The following is an 18,494-nucleotide window of genomic DNA, read 5'->3' as shown; positions in this document are numbered from 1 at the left end:
ATGATATAATGATATAAACGATAAAGGATACCCCAAAAGGTATCCTTTATCGTTTCAATATACTTTATTAAATGCAAAACATTTATTCCAGTTTAAGACTATTAGTCGAATGACTGACACTAAGCATAAGAGCTTTGCCCTTAGATAAGAAGGGTTTAGAACATTAGAGAAATGACAGATATAAGAGCAGAAGTTTGTCAAAGCCTGTCAGTACAAATAGTCATACTACTCATTCCTACAGGATTTAACAGATTAGCCACTTATTGCAAGATATAACAAAGCTGCAAGGCTTGCGCCAATCATTGGGCCTATCACAGGAATCCAGGAATAAGACCAGTCACAAGATCCTTTGCCGGCAACCGGGAGAATAAAATGCATTAATCTGGGTCCCAGATCACGTACCGGGTTAATGGCATATCCTGTAGTTCCACCAAGTGATAGTCCGATCGCCCAAACCAGGAACATTACGGGTATTGCACCTAATGAGCCCAAACCAACGGGTGTTTTAGTATCCACAATTTCTGCATTTGTAAAATAGAAGATCACAAAAAGCAATACAAATGATCCGATGATCTCACTGGTAAGATTTGAAAAAGTATTTCTTATTGCAGGTCCGGTACAAAATGCCGCCAGCTTCAGGCCTTTGTCTTCTGTTGCGGTAAAATGATCTTTATATTTAAGCCAAACGAAAAAAGCTCCAAGCATTGCTCCAAGCATTTGTGCCAGCATATAGGCAGGAACCTGAGCCCATTCAAATTTACCCGAGATAGCCAGGGCAATGGTCACAGCCGGGTTCAGGTGTGCCCCACTATATGGAGCTGAGACGACCACACCGACAAATACTGCCAGTGCCCATGCTGTGGTGATCACTATCCAGCCACCTCCATTGCCCTTTGTTCCTGTTAGAACCACGTTTGCAACTACTCCGTTGCCTAATAAGATCAGGAGTGCTGTTCCTATGAATTCTGCTAAAAATGGTGTCATGCCTGAAGATATTAATTTTTTATAAACTTACATTAGCTTTTGCTGCCTTAATTGCACGCTCCCATCCATTTACCAATTCATCATAATTTTCAAGTTCTGCAGGCTCAAAATTCCTTTCAACTTTCCACTGTGCAGAGATCTCTTCTACGTCTCTCCAAAAACCAGTTGCTAAACCGGCGAGATAAGCAGCACCCAAAGCAGTAACCTCAGTTACCTGTGGACGAATCACTTTGCATTTCATAATATCTGCCTGAAACTGCATTAAAATATTATTTGCAGTTGCACCGCCATCTACCCTCAGCTCACTTATCGGAGTTCCTGCATCAGCTTCCATTGATTTTAATACATCCATTGTTTGATAGGCAATACTTTCCAGCGCTGCCCTCGCGAAATGTCCGGAATTTGTTCCACGGGTTATTCCTGTAATGGTTCCTCTGGCATGCTGATCCCAATGAGGAGCACCAAGACCTGCAAATGCAGGAACTACGTAAACTCCACCATTGTCTTTCACCTTTGCTGCCAGCTCTTCAACTTCAGCTGAAGATTTTATCAGGCCCAGTTCATCTCTTAACCATTGTACTACGGCACCACCAATAAAGATCCCTCCCTCTAAGGCATAGGTTACTTCTCCATTAATCTTCCATGCAATGGTTGTAAGCAGATTATTTGCTGACATGGCTGGTTTCTTACCAATGTTCATCAGCATAAAGCATCCGGTACCATAGGTATTTTTCACCATCCCAACTTTCGTACACATCTGTCCGAAAAGAGCCGCCTGCTGATCTCCCGCAATTCCTGCAATCGGAATTTTAGTCGCCAGGATATTACCTGCAGTATGACAGAAAACCTCACTGGAGGATCTAACCTCAGGAAGCATACTAACCGGAATATCAAATATCTCAAGTAAAGTTTTATCCCATTCAAGGGTATTGATATCAAACAGCATGGTACGAGATGCATTACTTACATCAGTAACATGGGTAGTTCCTCCGGAAAGCTTCCATATCAACCAGCTATCTACCGTTCCGAAAAGCAGTTTTCCTTCCATTGCCTTTTGACGGGCGCCCGGAACATTTTCAAGGATCCAACGGACCTTTGTTGCAGAAAAATAAGAATCAATGATCAGACCGGTCTTCTGACGGATCATTTCCCCATGTTCCTTTCTGATAGAATCACAATAATCAGAGGTACGGCGATCCTGCCATACAATCGCATTATAAACCGGAAGCCCGGTTTCCTTATCCCAAACTACAGTTGTTTCCCTCTGATTGGTTATACCTATTGCATGGATATCAATAGAATTAAGTCCTGCCTTGGCAATGGCTTCAGTTGCAACAGATACCTGAGTAGCCCAGATTTCCAGTGGATTATGTTCAACCCATCCTGGTTTAGGATAGATCTGCTCGAATTCTTTTTGTGAAACAGCAACAATACTGCCTTCACGGTTAAATACAATAGCTCTGGAGCTGGTAGTACCCTGGTCTAGAGATAAAATATAATTTCCCATTTTGTCTGATTATATAAGTATTGTTTCTTGCTCCTTTTCCAGGGGCTCTAATAAGTATTCACTTGCAGTTTGTGTAAATTCAAGTATTTGTTCCTCAACCCACAATTGACTCCTATGCATTTCCTGAGCCATAAGTTCGGCAACTGTACGACACATTTCAATAGCAGCCTTTGCATCAATGAATAACATTCTCATTCTTCTGGCCAGCACATCTTCCACAGTATAGGCCATTTCATTACGCACAGCCCATATAACCTCAGCCTTTATATTTGGATAAGATGGATGCAACTTATCTCCCCCTGCCGGAATCTTCAGTGCCAGTTTTTCAATAAGAGGCATATCGGTTCCGTATATAGAAAGATGGCTTGATGAATGAAGAGTTGTAGAGGAATGAATTTTTAAATCTTTAGTTACACATGTTTTATTTTCTAAATTACTCGTTTGAATGGCAGTATCAACAGTCTCTTCAGACATTTTTCTATAAGTTGTCCATTTCCCCCCTGTAATGGTTATTAAGCCGGATTTTGAAACCATTAATTTATGATCTCTCGAAATCTCTCTTGTAGTATTAGTATCGTTCTTTTCCGGTGCTGCCAATGGACGCAATCCTGCAAAAACACTTAACACATCTCTTTTATCTACTTTCTTTTTAAAATACTTTGATGCTGTATCAAGAATGAAATCTACTTCTTCTTTAAGCGCTCTGGGCTCAAGACTATGAGTTTCAATTGGAGTATCAGTTGTTCCAACAAGCAATTTAGAATGCCAGGGCACAGCAAAGAGCACCCGATTATCAGATGTTTTCGGGATCATTAATGCAGAATCACTGTCAAGAAATGAACTGTCGATCACCAAATGAACACCCTGACTTGGTCTGACCAGTTTTTCTGCATCAGGGGTATTCATCAATAGAATATCATCCACAAAAACTCCTGTAGCGTTAATAATAGCTTTGGCCCGCAGCAGGTAAGTAGTATTGTTTAGGATATCCATTGCCTTTACACCGGTGACCTTACCTTGTTCATTTTTAAGAAGGCCCGTAACCTTCACATAGTTCAATACGCTGCCGCCCTTTTCAATACAAGTTTGAGCAATATTGACTGCAAGACGGGCATCATCAAATTTACCATCGTAATAACTTATGGCTCCTACGAGAGATTCGTCAGCCAGCCCCGGTAATTTTTTCTGAACCTCTTTACGCGACAAAAATCTGGACCTCCCAAAACTATATCGGCCGGCAAGCCAGTCATACATCTTCAAACCGGTAAGGTATTTAGCTACAGAGAACCAGTCGTAACATGGAATTATAAACTCCTCCTTAGAAACAAGATGTGCGGCATTGACCTGCAAACGCCCCCTTTCCTTTAAAGCCTGATAAACCAGAGAAATGTCACCCTGTGCCAAATATCTGACACCTCCATGTACCAGCTTGGTACTTCTGCTTGATGTTCCTTTGGCGAAATCTGACTGCTCCAGCAAAAGAGTTTTAAATCCACGTGAGGCTGAATCGAGTGCTGTTCCCAGGCCTGTAGCTCCACCCCCTATTATTATGAAATCCCATTCAGATTCTGACTCTAAAACACTGCGATCTTGTTTACAATATTGCATAAAAGTAATAATACGAAATAATACGCAATTATAAGTAATCATATTGAAACCTTTCTATCATAATTAAAAAATATTCAACCTGAATCGATCTGTTAATCTGACTAATTTTTAAGATATTTTCACTATTTTGCATATACCTTAAAACACCCATTAAATGAGCAGTTTAGCCGAGAGACATCAGTATATTATTAAAAAGCTGCAAAAAGAGCAATACATTAATGTGGTAGATCTATGCAGTGAATTGAAGGTTTCATCTGTAACAATTCGAAAGGATTTAAAACTTTTAGAAGACAAAAATTTACTTTTCAAAATCCATGGAGGGGCAACCTTAACCAATCCATATACTGTGGATCGTTCGGTTAATGAAAAAGAGCAGTTACAATCTAATGAAAAATTAAGTATTGGACAGGCTGCAGCTGCACTTGTTAATGAAAATGATTCTATCATAATCGCATCCGGTACTTCAGTATTAGCATTTGCAAAAAGTATTCCTTTAAATCTGCCACTTACAGTGATCACCTCTGCATTAAATGTTGCGCTGGAATTATCTCATCACCCTTATACCGAGGTTATGCAACTAGGTGGAATGCTACGGAAAAGTTCCTCTTCCGTCATGGGGCCATATTCTGAATCGATTCTAAAGGATTTCTTTTGCAGTAAACTCTTCCTCGGTGTTGATGGAATTGATCTTGAATTTGGATTAACTACAACTAATATGATGGAGGCACACCTCAACAGACAAATGATCAGTGTATCTCAGAAAACAATTGTTCTAACCGATTCTACAAAATTTGGAAAGAGAGGTTTTGGAAAAATTTGTAATATTGATGAGATCGATCATATTATTACAGATAGTGGGATTTCAGAGCATGTGGTTAAACAGCTTCAAAGCCTGGGAGTAACCGTAACAATCGTTTAATTGATAATATCATTCCAGGAATAAAATTATTTATAATGAATATAGGAATTATCGGCCTTGGCGACATGGGCTGTATCTATGCTAAATCTTTCGTGAAGGCAGGTTATAGGGTATATGGTTGTGATCTGCCACATCGCAGAGAGACATTAGAAGCAGAGCTTGGCCCCTTCGGTATTGAAATTCTGGAAGACGGCAAAGAAGTTTCCCGCATTTCTGATGTGATATTTTATTCTGTTGAAGCTGAACGAATCGCAGAAGTTCTGAGCCAATATGGTCCGCATACCAAATACGGTGCAATAGTTGCGGGACAAACCTCTGTAAAGCATCCGGAAATTGAGGCATTTGAAAAATACCTTCCTAAGGATTCACATATTATTACCTGCCATTCACTTCATGGTCCGGGCTTCGATCCCAAAGGACAAAAGATGATCGTGATCCCTCACCGAACAACAAAGGAAGCCTATCAGCGAATGACAGACATACTTTCATCACTTGGTTCGATATTAAATGAAATACCTGATTACCACGAACATGATAAAATTGTTGCTGACACACAGGCAGTAACACATATGGGATTTGAAAGCATGGGCACAGCATGGAAAGAAGCCGGTTTCTTCCCATGGGAGAATGCATCTTATCTAGGAGGCATCGATAATGTAAAGATCCTGATCACACTTAGAATTTTCAGCTATAAGGCACATATTTATGGCGGATTAGCCATTCTGAACCCCTATGCCAGGCACCAGATCAAACGCTATGCTGAATCTGAATCTGAGCTTTTCAAGCTGATGATCAAAGAAGAAGCTGATACTTTCAGAAAGCGCCTTTACAAGGCAAGAGATTTTATTTTCGGGCAAAACCATAAACCATTAATGCTTGATGAAAAAGTAATGCAGGAATTCTCACTTTCAGTAGGATCTGAGAACCGTAAACCAAATTCACATCTGAGCCTTCTAAGCATGGTAGATGCCTGGTATCATCTTGGAATTAACCCCTATGACAATCTGATCTGCCAGACTCCCCCATTCCGACTGAGATTAGGAATTGCTGAATATCTCTTCAAAAATGAAGATCTTCTTGAAGAATCGATTGAAACTGCATTATTCGACAAAACGATTCGTGGAGATGATTTGGAATTCCACTCAGCGGTACGCGAATGGTCATCAATTATCGGATATGGCGACATGGAAGGATATAAACAGCATTTTGAACAAGTAAAAACATTTTTTGCAGGCAGGCTAGAACATGGCAGAGCACAGAGTGCAGAAATGATCAGAAAGCTTGAAATCGAATAATTCTTCTGTCATATTCTCTATAAGTGACTTCTGTCATATTTTAAGAGCTCTGAAATACCCTTATTTGCACTCGTGATTTTAACCTAAGTTTTAATTTTTCATGAGTCATACATTTCATATTCCTGTTCTTGGGCTAGCCTACTCAGTAGATACCCCGGTAAAAGTTGCCCGTTATGGTATCAGTTCAGTTGTCTCTATTGTAGATGATATGTTAATTGAACGTATGCGTAAGCTATACACTGAAAAACGTAATGAGACCTTTGTACCTATTGATCCTAAAGAGATCGATTTTAGAAGCAAACGGATCACTGCCTACCTCAATCTCATAAAAAAGATAGTGGATGAGCAATTTGAAGATCTCAGGAAACAAGCTTTTAATGAAGGGACTGACGTCACCAGATATTTTGAATTATTACCTGATACATCCCCACTGAAAAGTAAATATAAGGAGATGCTCTTCAGACAGGACAGTATTGTGGTTTCAGCATTACAGCAGGAATTACGCAATGAAATGCAAAAAGGCGAAATTCAGGTTAATATAATGGCCAAGGTTGACCGGATGAATCCGGATACCAATGGTGAGCAGCTTTCAGACTCACTTACAGCGCTGAAAGGATTTGCTGAAAGTAATATAAACTCAGCTGTAGTATTATCGGCAGGAATGAATCCACGCCTTTACAGCTACCTGGAAAACTTTGCAGATTTCCTTCCTGATCTGTCGGGTCAGTTTAAAAAAAGCATCATTTTAAAGGTCAGCGATTTCCGCTCGGCACTTATACAGGCTAAATTTCTTGCAAAGAAAGGTCTTTGGGTATCTGAATTCAGAATTGAATCGGGACTTAATTGCGGTGGTCATGCATTTGCCACAGAAGGCTACCTTTTGGGTCCGATCCTGGAAGAGTTTAAGCTTAAAAAGCAGGAAATGATCAGCGAGCTCCATGAAATGTACAGCAAGGCAATACTTGAAAAAGGGATACAGCTAAGTCAGGCACCACTAATGAAAATAAGTGTTCAGGGAGGTATTGGAACTGCAAATGAAAATAATTTCCTGATGGAACATTATCAGCTGGATGCTACCGGCTGGGGTAGCCCCTTCTTACTTGTACCGGAAGCAACAAACGTAGATGAGGAAACATTAGAACTACTTTCAACTGCTAGTAAGGATGACTTTTATATCAGCAATTCTTCACCGCTAGGAATTCCATTTAATAATTTCAGAAAAAGTACTTCAGAAAAACAAAGACTTGAACGAATTGCTAAAGGAAGGCCCGGCAGCCCATGTGTAAAAAAATTCCTATCCACAAATACGGAGTTTACTGAACTGCCGATCTGTACAGCCTCAAGAGAATATCAAAATCTCAAGATCAAACAGCTGGAAGCAGAAGGTTTACAGCCAGAGGATTTTCAGACAAAATTTAATGAGATCACTGAAAAAATATGCCTTTGCGAAGGACTTGCAGCACCTGCCTACTTAAAGAATGGCATTTTAAAACCGAAGGAAAGCAGAGCTGTAGCAATATGTCCGGGTCCGAATATTGCCTATTTCAGCGGAAAATTCTCACTTGATGAAATGGTTAGTCATATTTATGGGAAATTAAACCTTCTGAATGATACAGAACGTCCAAATTTATTCGTAAATGAACTGAATCTGTATGTGGAATACCTAAAAAAAGATATAAGCAAGCATTTACAGGAAATGAGTGATAAAAAAGCGAAATACATATCAAAATTTAAAGAGCAGCTGCAGGTTGGGATCGATTATTACAAACAATTAGTTCCAAAGATCACAGACCAGACAGAAGTTTACAGAAAGAAAATGATGAATGAACTTCAGGAAATTGAAGAGCAATTACAGCATTTAAATCCCGCTGTGAAGCAGGAAGTATAGCAGAAATAAGCAACATGAAAAGCCGGGTTTGATATCCGGCTTTTTCATGTCTAAAAAATCGTATAATCCTGATTTATAACTATTTATTGCCAAAAAATATTTTATAATAATTCGAAAAAAACTCTCATTATATGATTCAAATCATACATTAAAAAGAATTTAATAGATAATTTGTATGATAATAAAACTAAATTAAAAATTATGAGAAAGATCTTTTTAGCTACATCAATGATCTGTATTACAATGTTGATGAGCTGTGAAAACAGTACAAAACAGGCTGCCGAAACAGAAACGGGCACAGAAGCTGTTGCAACCGGACAATCAGGAGTTCAGGATGACCTGTCACAAAAAAATGTTGTTCAGGTTGCTATTGGAAGCAAAGACCATAGTACATTGGTAACAGCAATACAAGCTGCTGAACTGGTAGATGCATTGAGTAATGCTGGTCCTTTTACGGTATTTGCTCCAACCAATGCTGCTTTTGATAAATTGCCTGCTGGAACAGTCGATAATTTATTAAAACCGGAAAGCAAAGATGACCTTGCTAATATACTGCAATACCATGTTTCACTTGGTGTATTTAAAGCTGAGAGTTTTACTGATGGTCAGATTATTGGTCAGGTAAACGGAAATGACATTAAAATAAGTATATCAGACGGTAAGGTGATGATCAATGAATCAGCAATTATTGTTGCATCTGTGCCGGCATCAAATGGAATTATCCATATTATTGATGGTGTTCTTCTGCCCCCTGCTGCTAATTAATAATCAAACCCACAACCTTTTAAAAACAAAAATCTACGAAAAACAAATATCTACCTATAGAAAAGAGGATCCCCATTTGGGGATCCTCTTTTCTATTAAAGCCTTTAATTAATTTTTATTTTTTTGAATTCTTTAATCCATTTCGGTACTCCAGAACTTTCTCTCTGATTATTCCTGAAATACTTAAAGCACGTTCTTTGGCAAGATCTGCTTTTGCTCCTTCAAATAATTCATTAACCGTGTCTACAAACAACTTATTCCAACGATTGAAATGAGTTTTATCCAGAGGTTGAATATGATGAAGGTGTTTGTGAAGATTTACCGGGTTTCCTTCATAAGAACCGGTGAATAGAATTACATTTTCCCAGAAATTGTACATGACCATAAAATGCGTTGACCAGTTCACAAGCGCCACATCATTAAAAATATAGCCCAGCTTTTTATCGGCTATTACTTTTCTATAGAAAGTATTAACCAATAGTTCAATATCCGCCCGGTTTTCTATATCCTTTTTCAATTAGCTAATCAGATAATATCATTTCAATGGTATTCAATACTTGTTCACTGCAGTTCTCCTGAATTAAAGGAAATAGTTGCCTCTCTTCCTTGCGGACATGTAATTCCAGATCTTTACCAAGTTTGTCCAGATGGTCCGCCAGGTTATCCTGAGTATTTATTGAATTAAAACTGATATGAAAACGATCGTGTTCCTCCAAAATTTCCGTAATCAAAACATCTATCTCAGAATTCAATCCTTTTACCAGGGGTAAAATTTTCTCTTCAGCAATAAAGTGTGCAATCAATTTATTTTTATAAAATTCCAGCGCATACGCAGCCTTTCCATCAATTTCAACAGGAAGACCTTTGTATGGAGGAGCATCCTTTTGAAGTAATCTGGCAAGTATCAATGAGTCATGATGCTCTCTCGAAACAGGAATCAAAGCAGGGTGTCTTTTCATATCAGAGGTCTTTAGTATTAAATTTTCTGGTAGAATACCATACTGGTATTACGATCCACGATAACAATACAAAAAAAGAAAACACAAGCCCAGTGGAGGTTCCAAAGAAGTCTTTAAAAACTGCTCCAGTATATCCCATCATTGCTGATACATCAAGCTGAAGCAAGATCAGGATCCGGCTTAGGTCAATAGGATTTAAAGCACTTAATCCGATCATCGGTTTTTCCATGGGATAGTCTGCAAACTGAAACAAAAGGAATAATACCAATCCATCGAATAACAATGAAAAATATAACCACAGCATAATAGCTGCTCCTATTCCTTTCGCTTTATCCCGCATTTTCACTGTAGCGAGAAAAGCAATGGCAGCAAAAATAACACTTAGAATTATCCCGGTCAGGATCATGGTAAAGCCTATCATATTTGCCTGATAGATAAGAACCGGAATACCTGCACCAATAAAAAAAGCTATGGAAAGAGAGGATGCAAGGCCCGCAAACAAACTGAGCCAGATCGACCTTCGTTTAAGTGGCTGACTCACCAGCAGTTCAATAAATTCAACAGAATTATACATGTAGATCGTGGAAAAAATAATGCTCACAAGCGGCACCACGATCAGGATAATATTCAAAAGGCTTAGCCGTCCCTTACTGCTATTATCTTCCAGACTAAACACGCTGAATGATGCTGCAAGCAGAAAAACTGTATAGATCACCACGATCTTATTCCTCAGGATATCTGTAATGACGTATTTTATTATCTTATTCATAGTTGCTGACCATAACTTGTGCGATTGATTTTACGAGTCTTTCTTCCCCTGTATCCTTCCGCAATTCTTCAATACTTTTATGGAAAACAAGCTTCCCATCCTGCATATAAATTATCCTTGTTACCAGATCATCGAGGTCACTCAAAATATGTGAAGTAATGAGAACAAGTTTACCCTTATCCTTTTCAGCAATAATTTTTTCCTTGAATAATTCTGAAGCAACCGGATCAAGACCAGCAGTTGGCTCATCGAGGATCAGTACAGAAGGTTTAAATAGAAATGCAAGGGCTGCACTTACTTTTTGAATGGTTCCTCCTGACAAGGTTCTCATTCTCTTATTCAAGAGGTTATTTACCGAAAAAGCTTTGATAAGATCTTCGTCCAGTTCCCCTGATTTACCACGTATATCTTTCATCATTCCCAATACCTGCCCGATGGTCATATTATCAGGGTATCGCCCAATCTGAGGCATATATCCTATTTCATCTCTGTACTGATAATTATTAGAAATATCTTTCCCATTGAATGTGATAGTCCCGCTATCAGGAATGACCATACCCAAAATAGATTTGATCAGTGTGGTTTTACCACTGCCATTCGGACCAATCAATGCAATACATTCTGATTTATCACAGGATGTGGATACATTGTCGAGAACTTTTAATTTTCCAAACTGTTTACTTATATTTTTTAAAGTAATCATATTTCTTTGCTAAGTATCATCACAGCATTCCTGAATCAGGCAAGAGCCCTTTCTAAAATGCTTTATTCATCATTGGTGCACTGTCTTTAAGATTTTCGGGAGTAAGACTTGGCAATATTTTTTCTGTTTTATCAAGCAGAGTGGTTATAAAACTCCTGAATAAAATCATTGCGGGAGGATATTTCTCAACGATCATTGAGTACATACTTACCGGTCTGTATGGAATATCTCCAATCTTATCTTTGTTGAGATCATAACCCTCGTATTTATCCCAATAGTTATTTGTAAACCTATTCAGTACAAGTGAGCCATTTGTCCCAACATCAAATGTATTTCCTATGAAATTGTTATACTCCAGAACAACATCCATGCAGCTGGCCTGAATCTTTAAGGCCCATCCGTTGTTTTCAAATACATTTCTTTTCATGTGGATCCGGTTGGCACCCTCCATATAAATGGCACTGGTATTTTTAGTGAAATAATTACCCTCCATATATCCATCTGATATTTCTTTGAGCAGAATACCATGCGCCGCATCTCCCCAATTTTCTTCAAAGTAATTACTGAACATCTTTATTCTATTGGAATACATCACTGATACCCCTGAACCGTTATTTCTAAAAACATTGTTCACATACATATCATCATTGGAAAACATAAAGTGCAATCCATAGCGGAGATTATTTTTGGATATATTCCTCCAGATCACGGAGTTTTTTACGAATTCAAAGTATATTCCATCCCGATGTCCTGAAATTTTATTACCAATAACTCTTAAACTATCCCCTTTCCAGCAATGTATACCATTACCGCTTTGCTGCTCCTCTATGCTGATAGCTTTCAGGGTATTATTTTCAATGGTGCAATTCAGACCATTCTGGATATAAATCCCAAAAAAAGTATCTTCAAGGATATTATTCCTTATCACCACATTCTGACTATCATAAACCTTTATTCCACTCAGATCTTCCAGACTTGAAATACCGCTGTGAATCAGCCTAAATCCGTCAACAACAACATCATTAGCTTTGACAGAAATAATCTCATACCTCCTTTCACCATCCAGAACAGGGTAGCCTATACCCTTCAGTACAATGCTCTTGTCTACAGATAAATTCTTTTCTTTATAAAATCCGGCATCAACAAATACAGTATCTCCATTAGCTGCTGCCTTGATGGCTGAACGTATATTTTTATGTATACGCTTTGCTCCTGCATAAATATTTTCAGCAGAAGCATCAGTATAAAAAATACAGAAAAATATAAAGAAGAAATATCTCACTTCTGCATGTCCTCCCAGGATATGGCATTGCCATAAAATTTAGGCAAAGCCTTTGCCAAACTATCTTCATGACTAAAAGCGGCTATATTTCCATTCATCGGACTTTTAAAATCCGGACTTTGGAGGAAGTATGCTTTTTTGGCATCAATCAGTTTATCCGGACTAGAGAAATCAACAAAATATACTCCGGCAATATCCTCAGAGGCAACTTTACCCTCTTTTAAAAACTGGACTATACAATGCTGATCATCAAACTTATAGATCTTACTTTTTTTAGTTACTATTTCTGCGCCAAATCTTTTATCACTGATCGTCATTTTACAGAAATCGCAATTATCTTTTCCAATGCGGATCGGAACGGGTTCTGTACTGCATGAACTAAGCAGTGCTGCCGATAGCATAATGACCATCAGATTTAGAGCGGTTTTCTTTTGCAAACCAGCTTTAGCTTTCTTCCATTCTAAAACAACACAAACTAATAATATCAGTCCGGCACCTATAAATATCCAGCCACCCGTATCAGGTATAGAATATGCTCCAAAATTCAATAATTGCTTGAAACCGATCAATGGCGGCTGATAGGCCATACCCGGAACAATGATTGCTGCATTTGGATCAAGATTATGCCCATAGTCATATTCCCACCTCCAAAAATCAACCATGGCTAATACTCCAAATGTTATGAACAAGCCAAATAGGGTATACATTAGCTTTCTACCTGCAAGAATGGCCGAAAGAATAAAAAGAGCGGCAAAAAATAAAATAATTCCGGGCAGCACTTTAAATTCTACAAAATCGTCTGCATGAAGGGTCTTCATTCCGATATAATGATTCAATCCGTTAATTATGTCAACACTTCCAGACAACTTATTAGCGTGGATCAATAGTGTCAAACCTTCCGGATACTGCGGTGCGGTCAGTTCAATTCTCCAGATAGGAGTAAACAATACCGCTACCAACGATAATCCAGCGATAAGAAGAGCTATTCTGCTGGAATTGGCAATTTTATTATTGTTCATAATAAATTGTTAAAGAAAGAGAGATATAAGAACGCTGAAAGCAGATCTCATATCTCTCTTCTGTAGGTGAGTTTTATTTCTTAGTACCTGGTACTGCAGCGTCAGATTTAGGCATATTCGTTCCTGTACTGAAACTTATTGGCACATTGCTGCCTGCAGGTGATACCCTGACGTAACCAGACATTTCCTGGTGCAGTGCACTACAGAAGTCGGTACAATACATTGGGTACATACCGGCTTTTAATGGAACCCACTTCAAAGTAGTAGTTTCACCAGGCATAACCAGCAGCTCGGAGTTTAAGGCTCCTTTAATAGCAAATCCGTGTGGAACATCCCAATCCTGCTCGAGGTTTGTAGTATGGAAATAAACTTCATCTCCAACTTTTATTCCTTCAATATTATCAGGAGTTAAATGTGAGCGCATCATTGTCAGGTTCACATGTACTTTATTTCCCTCACGGAATACTTTCGACTCTTTCTCTCCCTTCGCTACGTAAGGATGTTTATTTTCTTCGATCTTAAAGAATTTAACTGATCTGTCTTTGATCACACTTGCAGCAACTCCCTGAGCATAATGAGGTTCTCCGATAGTTGGAAAATCTAAAAGTAACTGCATTTTATCACCACTAATATCATACAGCTGGGCGCTTTGAGATAACTCCGGTCCGGTTGGTAAATAACGGTCTTTAGTGATTTTATTATAAGCAACAAGGTATTTTCCGGTTGGTTTTTTAGAATCTCCACCAGGGATCATCAGGTGGCCAACAGAATAATAAGTAGGAACTCTGTCTAATACTTTAAGGTCCTTAACATTCCATTTTACAACCTCACTTGATACGAACATAGAAGTATAAGCATTCCCTTTATCGTCAAATTCAGTATGCAATGGGCCTAAACCTGGTTTTTTAACTTCTCCATATAATGCTGCTTCGTACTTGATAACCGGAATACCATCGTACTCACCGTCAAATGCTTTATCAGCAATAGCTTTTTGGATTTTATCAAAACTAAATACAGGGATCAAAGCAGCTAATTTACCACTACCAACGATGTATTCACCTGTTGGATCAACATCACAACCATGCGGAGACTTAGGACATGGTATCATGTAAACCAATCCTGGATGATCTTTCATATCAAGGACAGTAACTTCAGTTTTAATAGTTGAAGTTGCAGTATGAGTACTTTCATCAAAACGATTGCTTGCATATTTAGTTTTTTGCTTGCGACCTTTGCCTTCTTTGATCAGCTTTTCGGCCAACTTCCAGTTAACAGCCATGATAAAGTCTTTATCACGTTTAGAAGCGTTTACTTCAAGTAATGTATTCGCTTGCTCGGTATTGTAGGTACTGAAGAAAAACCATCCATTAGATTTACCTTTTCCAGCATGACTTAGATCGAAGTTTACTCCGGGGCCTTGAAGCTGGAAGGCAACATCCATATTGCCATTGTCTTTATCAACACTAACAAAGCTGATCGTTCCTTTAAAATTTTCTTTGTAGGTATTGATAGGAACATCTCCATTTTTATCATCAGGCGGGATACTAAACCTTGTTCCTGCAACTATATATTCAGAGTTTTCAGTGATGAATGGTGATGAGTGATTACCACCACTGTTTGGAAGTTCCAGTATCTCTGCGGTTCTGAATGTTCCAAGGTCAATCCGTGCAACACGAGGCGTATTATTTCCATTGGCAAATACCCAGCGGCCATCAATTTCGCCATTGGTCTGTGACATGGAAACGTGGTGAAGATCATCCCATGGAACATTACCATGAGAGGTGTTCAACATTGGTTTGGTTTCTTCGGAGTAACCCCAGCCCTTTTCCGGATCAACCGAAAAAACAGGAATCACACGAAGCAACCTTCCACTGGGAAGGCCATAAACTGAAAGCTGACCACTAAATCCTCCTGAAACGAAGTTGTAATATTCATCATACTTCCCTGGTGCAACATATACCTTTGAGGCCGCATCTCCACTTACTACAGAGCCGGCATCCTTTGGCTTACAAGCATTCATGCTTACTAATAATGCAAGGGCAGCCATTCCCTGTGCATATTTTGAGTTTATCTTCATTAGTTTATTTATATGGTAAGTATTAGTTTAGTTTTAAAAAAATGGCATAAAAGCCCCCTTAACATTAAAAATTAATATTTTTCAGACATTTCGTAATTGGATTTTATCTCAGCTTCGCCGAAGTATTCTCCTATTTCACACCGTCATTTTTACGCATAAATTCAAGCAGATTTCTAGCGTCTTCATCAGAAAGATTTTGATTTGGCATACGAACCAGACAAAGTTCAAGCTGTGCCTGTACCTCCGGATCCTTGTCGATCATCACATCAGTATTGGTAATGAAATTCATGATCCATTCAGGCTTACGACGCTGAGTTACTCCTGCCCAACCTGGTCCCACAAGTTTCTCATCAGTAGTTTTATGACAACTGGTACATTTGACCTGAGCAACCTTCTCTCCTAATTCTGCTTTGGCAGGATCAACTGTGGCTCCCAGTTCAACATTGGTAAATTTGCCCTCACCTCTATGGGGATCATAGGATGGATTTCCGCTTTCTGTTTCAGCTGCGGCAGTTTCAGTAGATTCATCAGTGGTTTCCTCTGAATTGTTACCTCCTCCGCAGGAAGCAATTGCAATTATCAGGAATGAAACCATACTTAGTGCAAGAAGTTTTTTCATATAACCGGTTTTAGATATTAGAATAAATTTGTTATGCAAGTTTAGGCAAGACCTGAAAATCTTTTTATGCGTTCAATCATAAATGATAAAAGTCATATATTTAGATAAGCATGGTCACTCTTTAGAAAACATACCCAACTTATTTTTGTTTATCATTTTATTACATCTCAAGATATGATTGATATAAACTTATTATTAGCTTGGGGTGCAACCTATAAAAAGGTTGGCGTCAATGAAACAATCTTCACTGAGGGGCAGCAATGCACTTATTATTATCAATTAGTTAGCGGTACTGTCAGATGGCTGAATATAGATGAGGCTGGCAGAGAATGTATCCACTATATTGCAGAAGCAGGTGAATCCTTTGGAGAATTTCCTCTTTTTGATGACGGGCCTTATGCAGCATCAGCCATAGCGAATACAGATTCAATACTAATCAGGCTATACAAACCGGTATTTCTGGATTTATTAAAGGAAAACAATAAGCTTCTATTTCAATTTACCCGCTTACTTACAAAAAGATTAAGATTTAAATATTCTGTAATTAAGTCCTTTGGTTCAAATTGTCCGGAGACAAGAATCATTAATCTTATTAAAAACCTGAAGGCAGAAAGTAAAAATTATTGCTCTGAATGTGATCAGTTAAAATTGACCAGACAGCAGATTGCGGATATGACAGGGCTTAGGGTCGAGACAGTCATCCGAACCATGCGTCAAATGCATGAAAAAGGTGATATAATAATTTCAAGAGGTAAAGTCTTTTGCAAGGATATGACTGAAATCATAATGACCTAACACATCCAAAGCTATTTTTGAAAAAAAAAGAATGAACACTTTTTTATCAAAATGGCTTAGCATTTCGTTTCTGAATCTATTTCTTGTCGCTTTTCTGGGTTTCATTCTGAGATATAAGATCGCCTATTACCTACCTCTGTCCAATCAGAAATATATTCTGCACAGTCATTCCCACTTTGCATTTTCAGGCTGGATCACCCAAAGTCTGATGGTATTGCTGGTCTATTACCTCAGTTTAAAAATCGGAGAACATGTTTTAGAAAAATACCGTTTGCTGCTTTATGCAAATCTGGTCTGCTCCTATGGAATGCTAATCAGTTTTATCATTCAGGGCTATGGTTTATTTTCAATCAGTTTTTCAACCCTTTCAATACTTGTATCAGTTGCTTTTACAATTTACTTCTGGAAAGACCTTAACCAGATAAAGAAAAAAGCCTCCAGCATTTTATGGTTTAAAGCTGCTTTGGCATTCGGTATAGTTTCGTCATTAGGGGCATTCAGCCTTTCCTATTTAATGGCCAACAAAATATCTGATCAAAACTGGTACCTGGCTTCGATCTATTTCTTTTTGCATTTTCAGTATAATGGATGGTTCTTATTTGCCGGCATGGGGCTTTTATCAGACAAGTTGGATTTTCTAATTCATGAACGAAAAAAGCTATACTACGTATTCTTCCTATTCTGTTTTGCCTGCATTCCTGCCTACTTTTTATCCATTCTATGGATTCCATTCTCTGGAAGTATATACTTTTTACTGATCGCAGCTGTTATTGCACAACTTATTGCCTGGGCTATCATGTTGAATATTTTATTTAAAAATAAAATACAGATCAGTAAACAACTCAGTCCGCAAGGCAAGACACTTCTGATTCTATCGGCCATTGCCTTTACCATTAAGCTATTACTTCAATCCGGCTCAATTCATCCTGCTCTCAGTCAGTTATCCTATGGATTCAGACCCATCATTATTGGCTACCTGCATCTTGTATTGTTAGGGGTAACCAGTATTTTCATAATTGGATATATTATTTCTTTTAAATTAATTAAAGTAAACAAATTATTAATTAGCGGGACCATTATATTTGTTTCAGGAATTATTATAAACGAATTATTATTGATGATACAAGGAGTTGCTGCACTGAGCTATAAAGCAATACCCTACATCAATGAAATGCTTCTTGGGGCTGCTATGATTCTTTTATCAGGTACATTAGTCATGATCATAAGCCGTAAAAAAACGACTGAATAACAATCAGAAGAATCATATTCAAAGAAAACTGAATTATATTATTTCTTAAGAAGGCA

The 18,494-nt window shown here is 38.3% G+C and carries 17 protein-coding genes; 6 read left to right on the top strand and 11 right to left on the bottom strand.

Annotation, left to right across the window (positions count from 1 at the left end):
* Positions 1-252 precede the first annotated feature (252 nt).
* From BLR27_RS00245 to BLR27_RS00235, 3 genes are read right to left on the bottom strand one after another with little or no spacing between them, the layout of a single operon-like run.
* On the bottom strand, positions 253-984 hold the full coding sequence (locus BLR27_RS00245; protein ID WP_090697390.1) for an MIP/aquaporin family protein: 732 nt from the start codon (positions 982-984) through the stop codon (positions 253-255).
* A gap of 19 nt (positions 985-1,003) precedes the next feature.
* Positions 1,004-2,491 carry a glycerol kinase GlpK gene (gene glpK / locus BLR27_RS00240; protein WP_090697386.1) on the bottom strand — a complete coding sequence of 496 codons (1,488 nt, stop codon included), beginning with the start codon at positions 2,489-2,491 and terminating at the stop codon, positions 1,004-1,006.
* A gap of 9 nt (positions 2,492-2,500) precedes the next feature.
* Positions 2,501-4,099, bottom strand: a complete 1,599-nt coding sequence (locus BLR27_RS00235; RefSeq protein WP_090697382.1) for a glycerol-3-phosphate dehydrogenase/oxidase — start codon at positions 4,097-4,099, stop codon at positions 2,501-2,503.
* A gap of 154 nt (positions 4,100-4,253) precedes the next feature.
* Between BLR27_RS00235 and BLR27_RS00230 the strand changes: the two genes are divergently transcribed.
* From BLR27_RS00230 to BLR27_RS00215, 4 genes are all read left to right on the top strand, one after another.
* The gene (locus tag BLR27_RS00230; protein WP_090697377.1) at positions 4,254-5,018 is read left to right on the top strand and encodes a DeoR/GlpR family DNA-binding transcription regulator; all 765 of its coding nucleotides are present in this window, start codon (positions 4,254-4,256) and stop codon (positions 5,016-5,018) included.
* Between the two features lie 35 nt (positions 5,019-5,053).
* Positions 5,054-6,313 (top strand): prephenate dehydrogenase, encoded by a 1,260-nt coding sequence (locus BLR27_RS00225; protein ID WP_090697373.1) that lies wholly within the window; start codon positions 5,054-5,056, stop codon positions 6,311-6,313.
* A 100-nt stretch (positions 6,314-6,413) separates the two neighbouring features.
* Positions 6,414-8,201: a hypothetical protein gene (locus tag BLR27_RS00220; protein ID WP_090697369.1), complete on the top strand. Its 1,788-nt coding sequence runs from the start codon at positions 6,414-6,416 to the stop codon at positions 8,199-8,201.
* A gap of 201 nt (positions 8,202-8,402) precedes the next feature.
* A complete protein-coding gene (locus BLR27_RS00215; RefSeq protein WP_090697365.1) occupies positions 8,403-8,966 on the top strand; it encodes a fasciclin domain-containing protein in 564 nt (187 codons plus the stop codon).
* A 115-nt stretch (positions 8,967-9,081) separates the two neighbouring features.
* Here BLR27_RS00215 and BLR27_RS00210 read toward each other — a convergent pair whose 3' ends face one another.
* The 8 genes from BLR27_RS00210 to BLR27_RS00175 form a co-directional block, all read right to left on the bottom strand.
* On the bottom strand, positions 9,082-9,483 hold the full coding sequence (locus BLR27_RS00210; RefSeq protein ID WP_090697362.1) for a group III truncated hemoglobin: 402 nt from the start codon (positions 9,481-9,483) through the stop codon (positions 9,082-9,084).
* 4 nt (positions 9,484-9,487) lie between these two features.
* Entirely contained in the window at positions 9,488-9,925 is a 438-nt protein-coding gene (locus tag BLR27_RS00205; protein ID WP_090697359.1) for a hemerythrin domain-containing protein, read from the bottom strand.
* Between the two features lies 1 nt (position 9,926).
* Positions 9,927-10,694: an ABC transporter permease subunit gene (locus tag BLR27_RS00200; protein ID WP_090697355.1), complete on the bottom strand. Its 768-nt coding sequence runs from the start codon at positions 10,692-10,694 to the stop codon at positions 9,927-9,929.
* Positions 10,687-11,397, bottom strand: coding sequence for an ABC transporter ATP-binding protein (locus BLR27_RS00195; RefSeq protein ID WP_090697351.1), 711 nt, complete (start codon positions 11,395-11,397; stop codon positions 10,687-10,689). Before BLR27_RS00195 ends, BLR27_RS00200 begins: the two co-directional genes overlap by 8 nt.
* Before the next feature lie 52 nt (positions 11,398-11,449).
* On the bottom strand, positions 11,450-12,679 hold the full coding sequence (locus BLR27_RS00190; RefSeq protein ID WP_090697347.1) for a nitrous oxide reductase family maturation protein NosD: 1,230 nt from the start codon (positions 12,677-12,679) through the stop codon (positions 11,450-11,452).
* Positions 12,676-13,698, bottom strand: coding sequence for a nitrous oxide reductase accessory protein NosL (locus tag BLR27_RS00185; protein WP_090697342.1), 1,023 nt, complete (start codon positions 13,696-13,698; stop codon positions 12,676-12,678). Before BLR27_RS00185 ends, BLR27_RS00190 begins: the two co-directional genes overlap by 4 nt.
* Positions 13,699-13,771: 73 nt before the next feature.
* Complete coding sequence (nosZ, locus tag BLR27_RS00180; protein ID WP_090697338.1) at positions 13,772-15,775, bottom strand: Sec-dependent nitrous-oxide reductase; 2,004 nt, start codon at positions 15,773-15,775, stop codon at positions 13,772-13,774.
* A 130-nt stretch (positions 15,776-15,905) separates the two neighbouring features.
* Positions 15,906-16,394 carry a c-type cytochrome gene (locus BLR27_RS00175; protein WP_090698286.1) on the bottom strand — a complete coding sequence of 163 codons (489 nt, stop codon included), beginning with the start codon at positions 16,392-16,394 and terminating at the stop codon, positions 15,906-15,908.
* Between the two features lie 174 nt (positions 16,395-16,568).
* Between BLR27_RS00175 and BLR27_RS00170 the strand changes: the two genes are divergently transcribed.
* Both BLR27_RS00170 and BLR27_RS00165 read left to right on the top strand, forming a co-directional pair.
* Positions 16,569-17,189 carry a Crp/Fnr family transcriptional regulator gene (locus tag BLR27_RS00170; RefSeq protein ID WP_090697334.1) on the top strand — a complete coding sequence of 207 codons (621 nt, stop codon included), beginning with the start codon at positions 16,569-16,571 and terminating at the stop codon, positions 17,187-17,189.
* Between the two features lie 31 nt (positions 17,190-17,220).
* Positions 17,221-18,438 carry a hypothetical protein gene (locus BLR27_RS00165; RefSeq protein WP_090697331.1) on the top strand — a complete coding sequence of 406 codons (1,218 nt, stop codon included), beginning with the start codon at positions 17,221-17,223 and terminating at the stop codon, positions 18,436-18,438.
* Positions 18,439-18,494: the final 56 nt, after the last annotated feature.

Origin of the sequence: Daejeonella rubra (assembly GCF_900103545.1) — a bacterium.
Taxonomy (GTDB): Bacteria; Bacteroidota; Bacteroidia; order Sphingobacteriales; family Sphingobacteriaceae; genus Daejeonella; species Daejeonella rubra.
The sequence above is the reverse complement of the archived record's forward strand: the minus strand, read 5'-3'. Positions and strand labels throughout refer to the sequence as shown.

What these genes read in the sequence shown, in the direction of transcription:
- BLR27_RS00245 (WP_090697390.1), bottom strand. Translation starts at nt 984, where the DNA reads ATGACACCATTTTTAGCAGAATTCATAGGAACAGCACTCCTGATCTTA.
- glpK (WP_090697386.1), bottom strand. Translation starts at nt 2,491, where the DNA reads ATGGGAAATTATATTTTATCTCTAGACCAGGGTACTACCAGCTCCAGA.
- BLR27_RS00235 (WP_090697382.1), bottom strand. Translation starts at nt 4,099, where the DNA reads ATGCAATATTGTAAACAAGATCGCAGTGTTTTAGAGTCAGAATCTGAA.
- BLR27_RS00230 (WP_090697377.1), top strand. Translation starts at nt 4,254, where the DNA reads ATGAGCAGTTTAGCCGAGAGACATCAGTATATTATTAAAAAGCTGCAA.
- BLR27_RS00225 (WP_090697373.1), top strand. Translation starts at nt 5,054, where the DNA reads ATGAATATAGGAATTATCGGCCTTGGCGACATGGGCTGTATCTATGCT.
- BLR27_RS00220 (WP_090697369.1), top strand. Translation starts at nt 6,414, where the DNA reads ATGAGTCATACATTTCATATTCCTGTTCTTGGGCTAGCCTACTCAGTA.
- BLR27_RS00215 (WP_090697365.1), top strand. Translation starts at nt 8,403, where the DNA reads ATGAGAAAGATCTTTTTAGCTACATCAATGATCTGTATTACAATGTTG.
- BLR27_RS00205 (WP_090697359.1), bottom strand. Translation starts at nt 9,925, where the DNA reads ATGAAAAGACACCCTGCTTTGATTCCTGTTTCGAGAGAGCATCATGAC.
- BLR27_RS00200 (WP_090697355.1), bottom strand. Translation starts at nt 10,694, where the DNA reads ATGAATAAGATAATAAAATACGTCATTACAGATATCCTGAGGAATAAG.
- BLR27_RS00195 (WP_090697351.1), bottom strand. Translation starts at nt 11,397, where the DNA reads ATGATTACTTTAAAAAATATAAGTAAACAGTTTGGAAAATTAAAAGTT.
- BLR27_RS00185 (WP_090697342.1), bottom strand. Translation starts at nt 13,698, where the DNA reads ATGAACAATAATAAAATTGCCAATTCCAGCAGAATAGCTCTTCTTATC.
- nosZ (WP_090697338.1), bottom strand. Translation starts at nt 15,775, where the DNA reads ATGAAGATAAACTCAAAATATGCACAGGGAATGGCTGCCCTTGCATTA.
- BLR27_RS00175 (WP_090698286.1), bottom strand. Translation starts at nt 16,394, where the DNA reads ATGAAAAAACTTCTTGCACTAAGTATGGTTTCATTCCTGATAATTGCA.
- BLR27_RS00170 (WP_090697334.1), top strand. Translation starts at nt 16,569, where the DNA reads ATGATTGATATAAACTTATTATTAGCTTGGGGTGCAACCTATAAAAAG.
- BLR27_RS00165 (WP_090697331.1), top strand. Translation starts at nt 17,221, where the DNA reads ATGAACACTTTTTTATCAAAATGGCTTAGCATTTCGTTTCTGAATCTA.